This window comes from Sphingobium sp. B1D7B (assembly GCF_025961965.1).
Lineage (GTDB): Bacteria > Pseudomonadota > Alphaproteobacteria > Sphingomonadales > Sphingomonadaceae > Sphingobium.
In genome coordinates this window covers 1,908,009-1,923,203 of the sequence record NZ_JAOQOR010000001.1, presented here as the reverse complement: position 1 = coordinate 1,923,203, position 15,195 = coordinate 1,908,009, and the positions used below count along the sequence as shown (strand labels likewise).

Below are 15,195 nucleotides of genomic sequence, written 5' to 3'. Positions count from 1 at the left end.
TCCTTTGGGCAACAACAGAATGCGGTTTTGATGATCGTCATTTGAGACAATCCCTGCCCCTCGCCAATAGCACGATTCCTTGCAGCAGCCACAATTTTCGTTATCAATGACAACAAAATAAGCTGCCACAGATAGGAGATTTCATGGTCAGTCCGGCGCAACCTGTTTCTGCCCCTGCGGAGACGGCGGATATCGACGCCCCCATGATCGAGGCTTCGGCGGGCGAGATCTTCCTGCGGCGGCTGGCGGCCAACGGCATCGAGTATCTGTTCGCCAATGGCGGCACGGACTTTGCGCCGGTGATCGAGGGCTTTGCCCATGCGCAGGTGGCGGACTTCAAGGTGCCCACGCCCATCCTCATCCCGCACGAGACGGCCGCGCTCGGCATGGCGCATGGCTATTATCTGGCGACCGGACGGCCGCAGGCGGTGATGGTCCACACCAATGTGGGCCTGGCCAATTGCGTGATGGGCGTGCTCAACGCGGCCTCCGACCAGGTGCCGATGATCCTCGCCAGCGGCATCACCCCGCATACGGAGCATGGGGCGCTCGGCCACCGCAACTCGCCGATCAACTGGGGCCAGAACATGCGCGACCAGACCGCGATGGTGCGCGAGCCGGTGAAGTGGGACGCCACCCTCTCCCGCCCCGAGCAGATCGCCCCCCTGGTCGACCGCGCGGTGGCCATCGCCACCTCCAGCCCGCGCGGCCCGGTGTATCTGGGCCTGCCGCGCGAGGCGCTGTGCGAAGTGACGACCTATCGCGACAGCAAGCCGCGCAATGCCGCCGCCCGCGCCGCGCCGCATCCGGAGGATCTGGCGGAGGCCGCGCGGCTGCTCGATGCCGCGGCGCGCCCGCTGATCGTGGCCTTCCGCACCGGAGCCCGCGGTGACGGGTTCGACGCGCTCACCGCCTTTGCGGAGCGCCACGCGATCCCCGTGGTCGAGTTCTGGCCCTCGCAGCTCTCCATCGACGGCGCCTCGCCCATGCATGGCGGGTTCGACCCCGGCGAGGACCTGGCGGCGGCGGACGTGGTGCTGGTGCTCGATGCCATCGTGCCCTGGCTGCCGCACCGCCACGGCTTTGCCGAGCAGGCGACGGTGATCCAGGCCGGGGCCGATCCGCACCAGTTGGAAGTGCCCCTGCGCGGCTTCGCCACCGATCTGGCGCTGACCGGCGAATCCGCCCACACCATCGCCGCGCTTGACGAGGCGATGCAGGCCATGAGCCCGGCCCGGGACCGCTCCGCCCGCTTCGCCCGGCTGGCCGGGCGCCACGCCGCGCGGCGCGCGCAGCTGGACAGCGCCGTGCGCGCCGGGCCGCCCATGTCCGCCGCCTTCGTCACCCGCGCGATCGTGGAGTTGATCGGCGCGCAGGGCTGCATCGTCAGCGAGCTGGGTGCCAAGCCGGAATTCGTGACCGGGCTGCGCGGCGACCAGTTCTTTCAGAACCCGATTTCCGGCGGGCTCGGCTGGGGGCTCCCCGCCGCGCTGGGCGTGCAGCTGGCGGACCGCGACCGGCTCGTCGTCGCGACGGTGGGCGATGGCAGCTACATGTTCGCCAATCCGGTCGCCTGCCACCAGATCGCCGAGGCGCACGGCCTGCCGCTGCTCACCATCGTCTATAATAACGGCATCTGGGGCGCGGTGCGCGGATCGACCCTGGGCATCTACCCCAAGGGCCACGCGGCGCGCGCCAATGTGATGCCGATCACCTCGCTCGAGCCGCTGCCCGACTTCTGCAAGATCGCGCAGGCCTCACGCGCCTGGACCGCCCGCGTGACCGACCCGGCCGCGCTGGCCGACACGCTGCGCGAGGCGGCGCGGGTGATCCGGGAGGAGAAGCGGCAGGTGTTGGTGGAGGTGAAGGTGGGGCGGGGCTAGCTGGTGTCCGAATCCATTACGTGCCGCACCTAACAGGTTACCGCTTGCTGGCAGAACGTTGGCGATGCGCGTCTATCACGATGATGTCCGAGGCGCGTTCACCGCGCGCTTCCGCATCTCGTTTCAATTTCTCAATGGTCCATAACTTTCGCCCCATTTTACCAATGTCCATAATCACGAAGATTGCATCAGCAGAGCGAGACGCCTTCTTATATATTTCGAGTTGCGTTTTGTAACCATGAACGACTGATCCAGTAGATAACTTAATTTCGACAAGTACACGCCCTCGGTATCCACTAGAAAATTTAAAATCTACGGGTCCACCGCCGGAATTTGTTTCAGGTGAAATGTCAACGTTGTTCACAGCACACATGACGTTTGCCACGGCAAAAAATAGAAGCTGACTAGCGCGCTCGTGCCGCGCGATGTTACCATTCCACAGCAGCTCCCACATATTGTTATCTTCTACCATCTCTTGAAACTGCTTCATTATTTCCTTTACAGTTTCAAGCAGGGTGGTTGCGTCTTTCGACGGTGGTGCGACTAAGCGGCCGCGAAAAGGTTCTGGATCTTCAGATAGAATTTTCCGAAATTGGTAGTAGCCGTCGAGATCTGCTTTCTCATCGTAGCTCTCCGACGCCAGAGCCACCGCATCGATCAATTTACGTAACAAAGTAGGAGAAGAGAACGCCGCACGACGGATAGCCGCCTTCTTCTGAGCGATTGTTGCCTTAGCAAAATTCCCAAACATCCGATTTACAGCTTCACGTATTTCACGCACCTCTAGGATCACGCGGCTTACGTCAGTCCAATCGGCTGCTAATGGCAAATCCCGAAGTAAGTCCCGTGGCACCAAAATAACTGGTGAGCCAGGGTGAAAAGGATTTTCTGGTAACTTACGGTTTCCGTAGTATTCTCCGAACGCCTTCACCGGCACGTCATTAGTAATGCAAAAATCTTCTGTAATCTCGGCAAGGGTTGGCAACAGGAAGTTCGTTGTCATATCGCTTAACGTATCTGGACCAACGCCTGTCTCGAACAAGCCCATCAAAGGGATCATCGTGGGGTTCTTCTCCCCAAGCGTAATAATCTCTTTCGCAGTGCGTAAAATGCTGTGGCGAAGGGCAGGTGGCCGTGAACTTCCGCTGGTTCCTGCGGCTCCATATCCAAGGCTCGTTTCCGCTCGTTCGTCTAAATTGAGCGCTTTGTAAGCGCCCCTCCAAGCGACATCCCCCTCCGCCCGCGAGATATCAAGAAGACCGATGACATTCTGGAAATTTACTTCGACCGCGCTCCGGCCCTTCCTCATGATTAGCGGATGCTGGCTCTTCCAGAGCAGTAAAGGGTCGATAAAAAGTTTAGTGTCGCTGTTTAAAATTGGATCTAGTAACTTTGAAAGAGCAAAGGCCTCAGCAGGCACACCGAAATACGTTGAAAACAATACCGGATGAACAAGGCTTTTACGCGCTGCCATTGAACCTACCCCTACAAAGCTAAGACCTCAGCTTAGCACCGGCCCAACCTTTCAGGCGGCCATCCACTTCTGCATACCTCATCCTCGCCCGGCGGCGCTTGGCACTATAATTCGTCGAGAAAGGGCAATATGTCCTCCGGCCGAGCCTTGCCCGCCCGGCACTTGAGGAAACCGGATGTCGTCTCGACCACGCCAACCTTCTGGGCATGGCAACGGAAATCCACTGGTTGAGCGACACACCATCCTCCTTCGCGAGGCGCGCGGCGGCGGCCGTTACCGAGGCGGGCAGCTTGAGCGGATAGAATGCCTTGCTAATGTTTTACTTCCCTCATCGGATGCGGATCGCAACTTGGGCAGGAAGATAACTTCCGTCACTCGCAAGCCTACCCGGCTTTTAGGCGAAGTCGAGACAAAACAGCGATTTGCCAGAGGTGTCTCGACTTCGCTCGACATGAGCGGGAGGCGAGGTCGGGTGCTGTGGTGTCTCGACTTCGCTCGACACGAACGGGGGTGGTTCAGGCGCGAGGGCTTTAGCCCCCTCACCCCGCCGGCCGGCTCACCACCTGCAGCTCCTGATAGGCCCGCATCCCCAACACGCCATGCTCGCGGCCGTAGCCGGAGTCCTTCATGCCGCCGAAGGGCACGTCTGACTCGTTGAGGCCGTGGCGGTTGATCCAGACCGTGCCAGCCATCAGCTGGCCGGCGACGGCGCGGGCGCGGGTTTCGTCCGTGCTCCAGACGGAGGCGCCGAGACCGAAGCGGGTGGCGTTGGCGCGTTGTACGGCTTCATCCTCGCTGGTGAAGCTGAGCACGGGCATGACCGGGCCGAACTGCTCCTCGCAGACCAGGGGCACGCTCTCATCCAGCCCGGCGATGATGGTCGGCTCGATGAAATAGCCCCCCTCGCCTTGCGCGCCGCCCTGCGTGCCCCCGCTAGCGCTCCCGCCCGTCAACAGCTGCGCGCCGGGACGGGCGACGGCGTCTTCCAGATAGGCCTTCACCTTCTCATATTGCGGCAGGTTCTGGATGGGCCCCATGTCCATGCCGGGGGTGCTGCCGGGGCCGACCTTGAGCGCGCGCACTTTCTCGACCAGCTTTTCCAGAAAGGCATCGCGCACGGGCTCGGCCACATAGACGCGCTTGATGGCCATGCAGATCTGCCCGCAATTGTAGAAGCCGCTGCGGGCGATGCCGGCGGCGGCCTTGTCCAGATCCGCATCGGCCAGCACCAGCGTCGCATCATTGCCGCCCAGCTCCAGCGTGATGCGCTTGAGCGTGGCGGCAGCGCTGGCCATCACCTTCTTGCCGGTGGCGACCGAGCCGGTGAAGCTGATCTTGTCGATCCCCTCATGCGCGGTCATCCAGGCGCCCAGATCATTGCCGCCGGCGAGGACGTTCATCACGCCGGCGGGCAGCACATCCGCCGCGAGCGCGCCCACCGCCAGCGTGGTGAGCGGCGTGTAGGGCGAGGGCTTCAGGATCAGCGTGTTGCCGGTGTAGAGCGCCTGCGCGACCTTGTGCATGGCGAGCGCGATGGGGAAGTTCCACGGCGCGATGGCGCCGACGACGCCCAGGGGATGGTAGCGCAGCTCCACCTTGCCGCGCGCATCATCGCGCAGCACCTCATCGCCGATCTCCAGCGCGGCGAGCTGCTTCATGTGATGCGCGGCGACGGTCAGCTCCATGCGCGCCTGCTCGATGGGCTTGCCATGCTCGCGGGTGAGCAAGGGGGCGAGGCGATCGGCAGCGGCGGCGATGCTGTCGGCCAGGGTGTGGATGCGCGCGCGGCGATCCTCCGGGGTGCGCGCGGCCCAGGCCGGGAAGGCGGCGCGGGCGGCGGCGACGGCGGCATCGAGATCGGCCTGCGAGGCCTCCGGGCAGAGCGCGAAGGGGCGGCCGGTGGCGGGATCGATCACCGCGAAGCTGCGCCCCCCGTCCTCGAAAGCGCCCTGCACGAGCTTGCCGCCGATGAGATGCGCGTCCGCACCCGCCACGCTCGCCGGCCGCTCCAGCACTGTTCCCTCGCCCATCCATCGTCTCCTGACTCGTTTGCGCAGGAGCATGGATATTGTTGTTTGAATCTACAACCCCGAAATCGTGCTGGCCGAAATCGGGCGGGGATCGCTCAGGGGTTTTCGGCGAGGTAGCGGCCGAGCATGTCGTGCAGCTTCTGGGCGAAGGCGCGGTCCAGCATCATGGCGCCGTCGCTGCGGGTCTCCGGCGCGGGGGCACTCTCGATGCGGGGCACCTTGCCCAGCGCATCGACATCCTCCACCACCCCGCTCACGCGCTTGAGCTGCTGATCCAGCTGGCCGAGAAACGCCAGAAAATCATCGCTTTGCTTGCGGGTGAAGGGCATCTGCAGCACCTCGTTGAGGCGCAGCGCGAGGGCATAGGTCTGCTCGTGCACGGTCTTGCCATGATCGGTGAGCTGGAGCAGCACCGAGCGGCTGTCCGACGGATTGGCCTGCTTCTCGATGATCCCGCGCTCGACCAGCGAGGAGACGACGCGGCTGGCATAGCTCTTCTCCAGATGCGCATCCGCCGCGACCTGCTTGAAGGAGACCGACCCATAGCTGGCGGTGATGCCGATCACGCGGCATTCCGGCAGCGAGAGCCCCAGGTGCCGGCGATAATATTCCTCGGAAATCCCTTCGGAAAAGCGCGCCACCATATGGAGGCGGAAGGTCATCAGGTTGCGGAAGCTCGGCCGATCCACCGATGCGCCGGCCTTCTTTCTGGCCACAGAACAGGTCCCCCTTGGTTTCGAACGGACCGGTATAAGGGATGCCGCTGCCCGCGCACAACAAAAAGGCCCGCGCCGCAAACACGGGCTTGACGCACTTTGTTGTCTATGACAACGATTTGGCAAAGACGACATGAGTCCGCGGGCGCCCCCACGGATTCCCGGCAGATGACCAAGGAGGGATGCGCCATGCTGTCTGCAGAACAGAATGAAAAGCTGGCCCGCGTCGGCCCCGGCACGCCGATGGGCGAGCTGCTGCGCCGCTACTGGCACCCCATCGCCGGCGAAAGCGAGTTCGAGACGCGCGCGACCAAGCCGGTGCGGATCATGGGCGAGACTCTGGTGCTCTACAAGGATCTCTCCGGCCAGTTCGGCCTGATGGACCGCCACTGCCCCCACCGCCGCGCCGACATGGCCTGCGGCATGGTCGAGCCCGACGGGCTGCGCTGCAGCTATCATGGCTGGATGTTCGACGCGCAGGGCGCCTGCACCGAGCAACCCTTCGAGGATACCGCCAATCCGCAGGGGCGCTACAAGGACAAGGTGCGGATCAAGGCCTATCCGGTCCGCGCCCATGCCGGGCTGCTCTGGGCCTATATGGGCCCCCTCCCCGCACCCGAGCTGCCGGACTGGGAACCCTTCTCGTGGAAGAACGGCTTCCGCCAGATCGTGATCTCCGAGCTGCCGTGCAACTGGCTGCAGGGGCAGGAAAACTCGATGGACCCGATCCACTTCGAGTGGATGCACGCCAATTGGAGCAAGCGACTGCGCGGCGAGACCGGCCCCTATGGCCCCAAGCACCTCAAGATCGACTTCCGCGAATATGAGTATGGCTACACCTATAATCGCATCCGCGAGGACACGGACGAGACCAACCCGCTGTGGACCATCGGCCGCGCGTGCCTGTGGCCCAATGCGATGTTCACCGGCGACCATTTCGAGTTCCGCGTGCCCATCGACGATGAGACGATGATGAGCGTCGGCTGGTTCTTCACCCGCGTGCCGCGCGATGCCGAGCCCTATGTGCAGCAATCCATCCCGGTCTGGTTCGGCCCGATCAAGGACGAGCGCGGCGAGTGGATCACCAGCCATGTGATGAACCAGGATTTCGTCGCCTGGATCGGCCAGGGCACCATCTCGGACCGGACGCAGGAAAATCTCGGCCTGAGCGACAAGGGCATCGGCATGATGCGCCGCCAGTTCCTGCGCGACATGGAGAAGATCGGCCGCGGCGAAGACCCCAAGGCGATCATCCGCGACCCCGCGATCAACAAGGCGATCCCCCTGCCCACCATCCACCGCGACGCCGTGATGGAAGGCATGACCGCCGAGGAAATCGAAGCCGGCGGTGCGATGCACCTCAAGCGCTTCATCTTCCAATATGGCCAGCCCGCGCATGTGCTGAAGCTGCAGCAGGAGGCGATGCGCATCAGCCAGGACAATAAGGGCTATGTCGACGCCTGAGGGCGGCGGGCGACACGCGCACGATCAGCCGACCTCTCTCGGCATCAGACTGGCCCGGCTGGCGTGATCTGGCCGGGCTTTTTGTTGGGGGATGCCGCATGGCTGCGAGGTTCGTCCGGTGCGCCCTGGGCTCCTGCCTGCGCAGGAGCACTGGGGGTATTGGGCGGGCGTGAAGCTTGGCTCTCATCCTCCATGCTTCTGCGCAGGGAGGAGCCCAGGGCGGCGATAAGCGGAGTAAGCCGAGCGCTCCGTCCGCCCGATCTCCCAATCGCGCCCTCCCCGTCGTGCCACGTCCGCGCCTCTTGCGCCGTTGAACGGCTGATCTCAAAACGCGGTGTTCCGCTGCGATGAAATGCGCGGGCATCACGCATTGTTAACCCGATCTCGGACAGGAGAGCTTTAAGATCGGATGAATCATGAATTTGCTGGACATCGACACGCTGCAGCTCTGCAGCCTCGTGAATACGAGCGCCTTCGGCATCGTATTTCTGCTGCTTTGGCGTGGTCGAAAAGCGGATGATTATCTGCTGTTCTGGTCGGCAAGCGCGCTTCTCTACGGCGGTGTGATGATCGGCTTTGCCCTGTGGGGTGAGCGCGGCATGGGCGCTGCGACGGCGCTGTTGATGATGCTCGCCTTCAGCAACACGGTCTCCGTCATGGGCGTTCGCCGGTTCGAAGGCCGGCCCGTGCTCGCGCCGTGGATGGCGCTGCCGGCGCTGGTCATCGGCGTTGCCCATCTTGGGCCGCTGTTGCTGATGGCCCAAGGCTGGCTCCCGGCAGACTCCCAAATCCCGCGCATCGCCGATGTTCTTGGCCTGACCGCAGCCATGGCGATCAATGGGACAGCCATGATCTCCGGGCCATTGCGCGGGCAGCGGATCGCAGGCGCAGGCCTGCTCGCCTACATCCCCATATTCCTGATTTCGCTGGTGGGCGATCTGGGCGTGCTCTCGGGCGACCACTCGCTGGGCAGCCTGCCGCTGCTCGCAGATCAGGCGTTGCTCGGCATCATCAATCTTGGTTTGCTGGTTCTGCCAATCGATCAGGCGCAGGACGCGCTGCGCGCCGCAGCGCTTCGTGATCCGCTGACCGGCGTGTGGAACAGGGCGGGCCTGGAGGTGCAGAAGCGGCGCCTGCTCGCGCCTGGCGCGGCCGTCGTCGCGATCGATGTCGATCATTTCAAGGCCGTTAACGATCTGCACGGCCATGAGGCGGGCGACGCCGTCTTGCGCGGCATTGCTCAGGAAGCGGGGCGGATCGCACAGGCACAAGACGGCGCTCTCGCACGCATTGGCGGTGACGAATTCATCCTGCTGCTGCCGGCGAGTTGCGAAGGGCAACGCCTGATCGTCGAGGCGCTAATGAACCGATGCCGCGCCGCTGGCGCCGCACCGGGATCATGGAGTGTCAGCATCGGCTTCTCGCAAGTGACGGCCGCGGAAACAGCCTTCGAGCCTGCCGTCGTCCGGGCCGACAAGGCGCTGTATCACGCCAAGGCGGAGGGGCGGGATCGCGTCGCAGGACTGGCGGCGTGATCGCCAGCGGGTGACTGATAGCACGGCACCCGCTGCCGCCACGGCCAACCGCAGGAGGCGATGCGCATCCAGCCAGTACAACAAGGGCTATGTCGACGCCTGAGGGCGGCCGACGACGCGCACGCGATCAGCCGACCTCTCTCGGCATCAGACTGGCCCGGCTGGCGTGATCTGGCCGGGCTTTTTGTTTGGGGGTGGTAGTCATGCGGGACAATCAGGGCTGTCTCCCAACGCCTGCTCGTTCAAGTCCATCACGACGGATAAACTAGACTTGGGAGCCAACAGCCCTCTGTCGTCTCCGGTTCTTCAGCTCAAGAACCTAAGTGCTTTGCAGCTGGTAAAGTCTCATCTTATAGCATTCGATCGGAAGCAAAAGGGGGATACATGTCAGAGGTTTATCCACTGCCGAGATCGGCGTTACTGTTCATGGCAGCAGTCGATGAAGCCAAACGAACAAATGAAGGGCCTTTCAGAGCCATTGCCCCGATATTTCGCATTTCTCTTGAGGGCCAGCGAGGGCAAATGCTCAATGTCGAGAAAGCCGCGTCGGTACTGAATCCGATATTAGGTGATAGCTTCAACGAGCATGCGCTAGAAGCCTTCATTCCTCAGCTTTGTCACCTCGGTTGGTTGGTCGAGCAAAAAGCGGACGGAACAGCGTCAGCTTACCTCGTTCCGAAGGAATTGCCGTCCTTTGATGAGGTCGAGGCCATCGAAACCAGCGCCACAAAGCTAAATCGTCTTCACGCAGCTTTCGAAGAATTTCTCGATGTCCACGCCCCTTTGCTCAAAATCACGCTCGGGAAAGACCAATTCGAGTGGCAGTTGTTTAAATGGGCCACGTCGCTCGATGGTTCTGACAAAGAGCGCGTTAAGGCAGAAGCTAAACGGCTTCTAGACGGTGAGAAGCTGTCCATACGAAACCAGTTTTTGGATGAGACAACTCGGCTTAGCCGAATCGATAAGCAACTGACAGTCGAATTTGCAGGTTTCGTTAAATGGCTCGCTAAGCATCGGCGCCCGGAGTTCGCAGATATAGCCAGCTTGACTGAACTTGGCTTAGCGCTTGAGTTTTTGGAAGAGCTTCAGCGCCCTACGGGCGGATCCCTAGTAAAAATCAAAACAACCTTCGTGCTTGATGCTCCAGTTTTGCTGGACTTGCTCGGTCTCAGCGGACCCTCAAGGCAATTCAGTATAATGCAGTGCCTTAAAGCACTCCGCGAACACGGTTCCAAAATTGTAACCATGTCGCATTGCCTTGCCGAGCTCGCCGACATTTTGAGCGCAGTTCTGGATCGGGCGCCCACTAGGCGGTTTGGGTTGACCGGCGATGCCCTCAGGGCCGACCCTAGTCTAGTGGCTCATGCCAATAGCGTTCGTCGTCAACCTGACAAAGCGGTAAAACTAGCAGACGTACAGATTTTGAACTTCGACCGCCGCAGCCCGCTATATGCTAGCGCCTTCCCCGACGAGCTTATCGATAAGTTTCGGGGCTCAGCTCATTGGCATGACATGTACAAGACAGATCAACGCGACTGCGACGCTATGTCCATTGGTTACGTGATGCGACGCCGCAATGGGGAAATTGCGTCAGATTACTTTGACACCTCTTTTTTGCTAGTGACACGAAATTCGACGTTCACACAGTTCTCCACTATGTTCGCCCGCTCTAATCTCGGTATCCCGAACTACGCAGCGGGACCCGCAATAGAAACTAAGACCTTGGCTGCCATGGTCTGGATGCGTTTTGGCTCTGCCGCGAACCCAGACCTACCTCAACTGCATCTGGTGTCGGCTTGCGACCGAATACTTGCCTCAAATCGCGAGCTTCTACGAAAAGCAGAAAAGCGCCTCGAAACCCTCAAGGATACGGAAGCCGCATCCGTGCTACTTTCCTCGCAGCAGGCCGTCCTCGACCTCGTTATTTCGACCGGTGGCGCCCCTGAAGTCCTAGATGCAGCTAACGGCGAAGAACTCCTCGCTGCCTTTACAACAAGTGCAGAAGCTCGGGGCCGCGATTCGGAACGAGCACGATCAGATGCCGTCAGGGTAGAACTTGAAGCTGCCCTCGCAACAAAGGATCGAGACACAGAAGCTCTAAAAGCAAAATCCGTCGAGCTAGCGGCAGCGGAAACTAAAGAGCAGGCCCGAAGGCGTCAAGCCGAAGAGCTTATACAAAAGCTAAAAGAGGATGATGATATTCGAATCGCCGGGATCGCTGACTTAATCCAGCGAAAAGCGACAAATCGGGCACGGCATTATGTGCTTGCCATGACTGTCATTTGCACTGCCATCTCACTCGGCGGCCAATTCTTCATCTGGCAAGGATCAGCGTGGTGGTACCATTCCGCAACAAATTTCTTGGCGGGATCGGTCGTTATCGTTTGCTCCGGCCTAGCAGCAGCACTCGGCATGCACTTGATTCCACCCGGTCACTTGGATTTGGCAGACAATCTGCAGAACAAAATAAGACGCCGCTCCGCCTTAATGCGCCTAAAACACGTTCATCCAGTTCCTGACCGCAACCGAGTGCACGAGCGGTTGGAGCGGGAAGAGGTCGTTTAGGGTGGGAAGGCACCCTCCACCTCATCTTCGCCCGACGCGCGCGCCCGCCCCCCTCAAACCTCCAAATTAAACACCTTCCGCGCATTATCCTCAAAAATCAGCTTCTTGTCGGCGTCGCTCAGGAAGTCGAATTTCTGGATGAAGGGGGCGATGTGGTCCATTTGCTTGCCGGTGGCGGGATCGATGGTGGAGCCGACGCCGGGGCATTCGGAGCCGAACAGGCAGCGCTCGGGACCGACGGTTTCGATGAGCAGGCGCAGGGCGCCCTCGGTGTAGAGCACGGTATCGAAATAGAGCTTGGCCATGCGCTCGGAGAAGAGGTGCTTGGTGCGGCGCGACTGGGATTCGAAGCGGCCGAGCTGATAGGGGATGGCGCCGCCGCCATGGCTCACCACCACCTTGAGCTGCGGAAAATCATCGAACACCGATGAGGTGCACAGGTTATAGGTGGCGATCGTCTCTTCATTGATGAAGTGCAGCGAATAAGGCGAGCGCTCGGACTGGGAGCCGGTGGCGTGGATGTGCGCGGGCAGATCCAGCTCGCACAGCTTCTCGTAGAGCGGATACCAGTAGCGGTCGCCCAGCGGCGGGGCTTCCTCGGCGCCATTCTCATAGGGGTCCGGGTTGAGCAGGAAGCCCTTGAAGCCCATGGCGACGCAGCGGTCCATCTCCGCAAAGACATTCTCGATGGGCTCGCCCGCCACTTGCGGCAGGCCGGCGACCGGGATGAACATCTCCGGGATGAGCGTGCACTGGCGGTGGATGAGGGTGTTCACCTCCTCGCAGAACCAGTGGACGACGCGCGCGGGCTTGGCCGAGTTCATCATCTGGAACGGGCGCGGCGAGATGAGCTGCATGTCCGTGCCGTGATTGTGCAGCAGCTCGATGTGCCCGTCCGGCCAGGTCTCCTTGTGGTGGGCGGCGGCAATGATCTGCTCGTCCGTCACCTTGACGCTCCCGCGCCCGTGCGAGCCGCGATGCGCGAGCAGGCTCGCCTTATAGGCCCAAAGCTCCACCGGAGCGCTGACGTGACCATGGCAGTCGATGATCATCGGGTGATCCCCTTATTTCTGACGTGTCTGAAGGCTGTGATATTTGAACTGCGCGCGGGCCTCATCGAGGCGCATGCCGGTGCGGCAGGCGGCGCGGATGCTCTCCTCGGCGGCGTGGATCTCCTCGGCGGCGGCGAGGACGGCCTCCTCATGCGCTTGCGGGATGACGATCACGCCATCGGGATCGCCGCGCAGGATATCGCCCGGCGCCACGCGGGCGCCGCCGATGTTGACGGGGCAGTTGGTGACTTCCACCTGCACCCGATCCTTGCCGGTGCGCATCCAGTGGCCCTTGCTGAAGACCGGATAGCCGAGCGCGCGGCAGAGCGAGACGTCGCGGCTGATCCCGTCGATCACGGTGCCGGCGAGGCCGCGGCGATGCGCGATCTCGGTGAGGATATCGCCCCAGATGGTGGCATCCTCGCGGCCGCCATTGTCGATGACGACGACATGGCCGGGGGGGACATCATCGATATAATCGCCCACCGTGCCGGGCGGGGTCGAGGCGGGACCGCAGAGCATGGTGTAGGCGCGGCCGGCCATGCGGAAATCAGGATCGCGCCCGGCGATCTGGTAGCACTGGCCGACGATGCCGAGCCGGTCGAGCGCGTCGCTCAGCGTGGCGGTATCGAGCGCGGCGGCGCGGGTGACGTTGCGGTCGTCGGTCATTGTTGGTCGCCCTTGAGCATATATTCGTAATTGGCGCCGAGCACAAAGCTGGCACTCTCGCCGGTGGCGAGGCGGCGGGTCATCTCGCCCTCGCGGCGGACGATATCCTCGGCGGCATCGAGCACGCGGGCGATGTCGGCTGGCGCGATGAACACCGCCGCACTGGAATCGCAGATGACATAGAAACCGGGTTCGACGGTGAAATCGCCTACGGTGACGGGCACGTCGGTGGCATCCTCATAGACGCGGTTGCGCGCGGTGCGGGCGGTATAACCGCGACAGAAGACCGGAAAGCCGATCTCGCGGGCTTCATCGACATCGCGGGCCAGCCCCTCGCAGATCACGCCCGCCACGCCCTTGTGCTGCGCGCCGCGCGACAGGATGCCGCCCCAGCAGCCGGCATCGATGCCGGTGCGCTGCTCGACCACGATCACATCGTCCGGGCCGCTGGCGTCGATGGCGGCAGCGCCCAGATGCACCGGCGGGCGGTCGGCGGGCGCGTTGCCGGCCTTGAGCTTCACGGTGTGGACGCGCCCGGCGATCCGCTTGCCCGGCGAGGCCGAGCGCAGCCCGGTCACACAGCCGGCCAGGCCCAGCTTGTCCAGCGTGTCCGACACGGCGCAGGCATCCAGCTGGCGCAGCCGCGCGACATGGGGGTCTGTTGCTGTCATCATCCGTCCTCAGAAAAATCTTGGCTTATTGCCAGGCGACGAAGCCATTGGCGGTGCCGGTGCCGGCCTCCGAGCGGTAGCAGGGCTCATAGCCGACCACGTCGCCGGTGAGATCAGTGTCGAACAGCGCGCCGGCGGCGGCGATCCAGGTCTTGAGCTCGGAGGTGCCGGACTGGAGGTGCTTGTCCTCGATGGCGCAGAGCGTCTCGGCATCGCGGGTGCGCAGCGCCTCGAAGAACATGCGGTCGAAATCCTCGTCGATGACGAAGTGGCTCATGCCGCCCGAGCCGAACACGGCGACACGCAGATCCTGCTTCCAGCTGCGGATCGCTTTGCCGACCTCGCGTCCCAGCTCGAAGCAGCGGCGGGCGGTGGGCTGGTTGGGCGGGAAGAAGGTGTTGATGAGGATCGGCAGGTTGGGCACGACCGCGTCGCGCATGATCTGGCGATAGATGAAGCCGAGCGAGTGCGGCGCGCCGCTCGACCAATGGCCGGCGGGCTCGGGCAGCTTCTTGGAGACGGCAAGATCGAAGCCCTGCGGCACCAGCGATTTGCAGACGTGCATGCCGAGCTCGGGCTGGCAGGGATAGTCCCGGCGCTCGGGCGGGCTGTGGCCCCACTCCGCCTCGTGAATGCCGGGCGGCATGCGGGCGGCCTGCTCGGGGGTGGCGGGCTGATCCCAGATCGTCTCGCCGAGATAGACGGTGATCGCGGGCGTCACATCCTCCAGGAACAGCTCGCGCTGGTCATTGCCCATGATGACGGCGACATCGATCTTGGCGGCGGCGAAGCGGTCGGCCATGTCGCTGATCGCGCTCTGGCAGGCGGCCGAGCGGCGCTCGCGCTCCGGCAGCGTGCAGGCCTCGGTGAGATTTTCGCCCGCGCGCAGCGTGACCAGCTCATCGAAGCTATATTCCGCGCCGCGGAAAGGGTGCTGGCGCTTGAGATCGGCCGCGACGCGCAGGGTCCATTGCTCGGGCGTGGTCGAGAGGGTCGGCCCGTGCGATGTCCACATTCCCAGCACGATCTCCGCCATGATTCCGCTCCGCTCCCAGATTGTTGCCGCTCGGGCATATAATTGTAGACTCAGTAAACAATATCGATGCGGTTAGCAACCGATGGCGGGCGCTTTCGAC

The 15,195-nt window shown here is 62.6% G+C and carries 12 protein-coding genes; 4 read left to right on the top strand and 8 right to left on the bottom strand.

The window, feature by feature from the left end; genetic code table 11:
• Window positions 1-143: 143 nt before the first annotated feature.
• Window positions 144-1,883, top strand: coding sequence for a thiamine pyrophosphate-requiring protein (locus M2336_RS08850; protein ID WP_264592884.1), 1,740 nt, complete (start codon window positions 144-146; stop codon window positions 1,881-1,883).
• A gap of 37 nt (window positions 1,884-1,920) precedes the next feature.
• On the opposite strand, the gene M2336_RS08845 is transcribed toward M2336_RS08850, so the two are convergent.
• The 4 genes from M2336_RS08845 to M2336_RS08830 form a co-directional block, all read right to left on the bottom strand.
• The gene (locus M2336_RS08845; protein WP_264592883.1) at window positions 1,921-3,357 is read right to left on the bottom strand and encodes a hypothetical protein; all 1,437 of its coding nucleotides are present in this window, start codon (window positions 3,355-3,357) and stop codon (window positions 1,921-1,923) included.
• Between the two features lie 19 nt (window positions 3,358-3,376).
• Entirely contained in the window at window positions 3,377-3,646 is a 270-nt protein-coding gene (locus tag M2336_RS08840; protein ID WP_264593256.1) for a toxin-antitoxin system HicB family antitoxin, read from the bottom strand.
• 250 nt (window positions 3,647-3,896) lie between these two features.
• Complete coding sequence (locus M2336_RS08835) at window positions 3,897-5,387, bottom strand: aldehyde dehydrogenase family protein (protein ID WP_264592882.1); 1,491 nt, start codon at window positions 5,385-5,387, stop codon at window positions 3,897-3,899.
• Between the two features lie 95 nt (window positions 5,388-5,482).
• On the bottom strand, window positions 5,483-6,103 hold the full coding sequence (locus tag M2336_RS08830; protein ID WP_181558965.1) for a MarR family winged helix-turn-helix transcriptional regulator: 621 nt from the start codon (window positions 6,101-6,103) through the stop codon (window positions 5,483-5,485).
• 189 nt (window positions 6,104-6,292) lie between these two features.
• On the opposite strand from M2336_RS08830, the gene M2336_RS08825 reads away from it, so the two are divergent.
• The 3 genes from M2336_RS08825 to M2336_RS08815 all read left to right on the top strand — a co-directional run bounded on the left by M2336_RS08825 (window position 6,293) and on the right by M2336_RS08815 (window position 11,667).
• Complete coding sequence (locus M2336_RS08825) at window positions 6,293-7,567, top strand: aromatic ring-hydroxylating dioxygenase subunit alpha (protein ID WP_264574667.1); 1,275 nt, start codon at window positions 6,293-6,295, stop codon at window positions 7,565-7,567.
• Window positions 7,568-7,983: 416 nt separating this feature from the next.
• Window positions 7,984-9,102 carry a sensor domain-containing diguanylate cyclase gene (locus tag M2336_RS08820; protein ID WP_264592881.1) on the top strand — a complete coding sequence of 373 codons (1,119 nt, stop codon included), beginning with the start codon at window positions 7,984-7,986 and terminating at the stop codon, window positions 9,100-9,102.
• Between the two features lie 384 nt (window positions 9,103-9,486).
• A complete protein-coding gene (locus M2336_RS08815) occupies window positions 9,487-11,667 on the top strand; it encodes a hypothetical protein (RefSeq protein ID WP_264592880.1) in 2,181 nt (726 codons plus the stop codon).
• 53 nt (window positions 11,668-11,720) lie between these two features.
• Here the strand turns inward: M2336_RS08815 and M2336_RS08810 are convergent, their stop codons facing one another.
• From M2336_RS08810 to M2336_RS08795, 4 genes are read right to left on the bottom strand one after another with little or no spacing between them, the layout of a single operon-like run.
• On the bottom strand, window positions 11,721-12,719 hold the full coding sequence (locus M2336_RS08810; protein WP_181558959.1) for an amidohydrolase family protein: 999 nt from the start codon (window positions 12,717-12,719) through the stop codon (window positions 11,721-11,723).
• 12 nt (window positions 12,720-12,731) lie between these two features.
• A complete protein-coding gene (locus M2336_RS08805; RefSeq protein WP_264569692.1) occupies window positions 12,732-13,388 on the bottom strand; it encodes an RraA family protein in 657 nt (218 codons plus the stop codon).
• Window positions 13,385-14,059 carry an RraA family protein gene (locus M2336_RS08800; protein WP_264574664.1) on the bottom strand — a complete coding sequence of 225 codons (675 nt, stop codon included), beginning with the start codon at window positions 14,057-14,059 and terminating at the stop codon, window positions 13,385-13,387. The genes M2336_RS08805 and M2336_RS08800 overlap by 4 nt, the downstream gene beginning before the upstream one ends.
• A gap of 25 nt (window positions 14,060-14,084) precedes the next feature.
• On the bottom strand, window positions 14,085-15,095 hold the full coding sequence (locus M2336_RS08795) for a protocatechuate 3,4-dioxygenase (RefSeq protein ID WP_264592879.1): 1,011 nt from the start codon (window positions 15,093-15,095) through the stop codon (window positions 14,085-14,087).
• Between the last annotated feature and the right edge of the window lie 100 nt (window positions 15,096-15,195).

What these genes read in the sequence shown, in the direction of transcription:
- M2336_RS08850 (WP_264592884.1), top strand. Translation starts at nt 144, where the DNA reads ATGGTCAGTCCGGCGCAACCTGTTTCTGCCCCTGCGGAGACGGCGGAT.
- M2336_RS08845 (WP_264592883.1), bottom strand. Translation starts at nt 3,357, where the DNA reads ATGGCAGCGCGTAAAAGCCTTGTTCATCCGGTATTGTTTTCAACGTAT.
- M2336_RS08835 (WP_264592882.1), bottom strand. Translation starts at nt 5,387, where the DNA reads ATGGGCGAGGGAACAGTGCTGGAGCGGCCGGCGAGCGTGGCGGGTGCG.
- M2336_RS08825 (WP_264574667.1), top strand. Translation starts at nt 6,293, where the DNA reads ATGCTGTCTGCAGAACAGAATGAAAAGCTGGCCCGCGTCGGCCCCGGC.
- M2336_RS08820 (WP_264592881.1), top strand. Translation starts at nt 7,984, where the DNA reads ATGAATTTGCTGGACATCGACACGCTGCAGCTCTGCAGCCTCGTGAAT.
- M2336_RS08815 (WP_264592880.1), top strand. Translation starts at nt 9,487, where the DNA reads ATGTCAGAGGTTTATCCACTGCCGAGATCGGCGTTACTGTTCATGGCA.
- M2336_RS08810 (WP_181558959.1), bottom strand. Translation starts at nt 12,719, where the DNA reads ATGATCATCGACTGCCATGGTCACGTCAGCGCTCCGGTGGAGCTTTGG.
- M2336_RS08805 (WP_264569692.1), bottom strand. Translation starts at nt 13,388, where the DNA reads ATGACCGACGACCGCAACGTCACCCGCGCCGCCGCGCTCGATACCGCC.
- M2336_RS08800 (WP_264574664.1), bottom strand. Translation starts at nt 14,059, where the DNA reads ATGACAGCAACAGACCCCCATGTCGCGCGGCTGCGCCAGCTGGATGCC.
- M2336_RS08795 (WP_264592879.1), bottom strand. Translation starts at nt 15,095, where the DNA reads ATGGCGGAGATCGTGCTGGGAATGTGGACATCGCACGGGCCGACCCTC.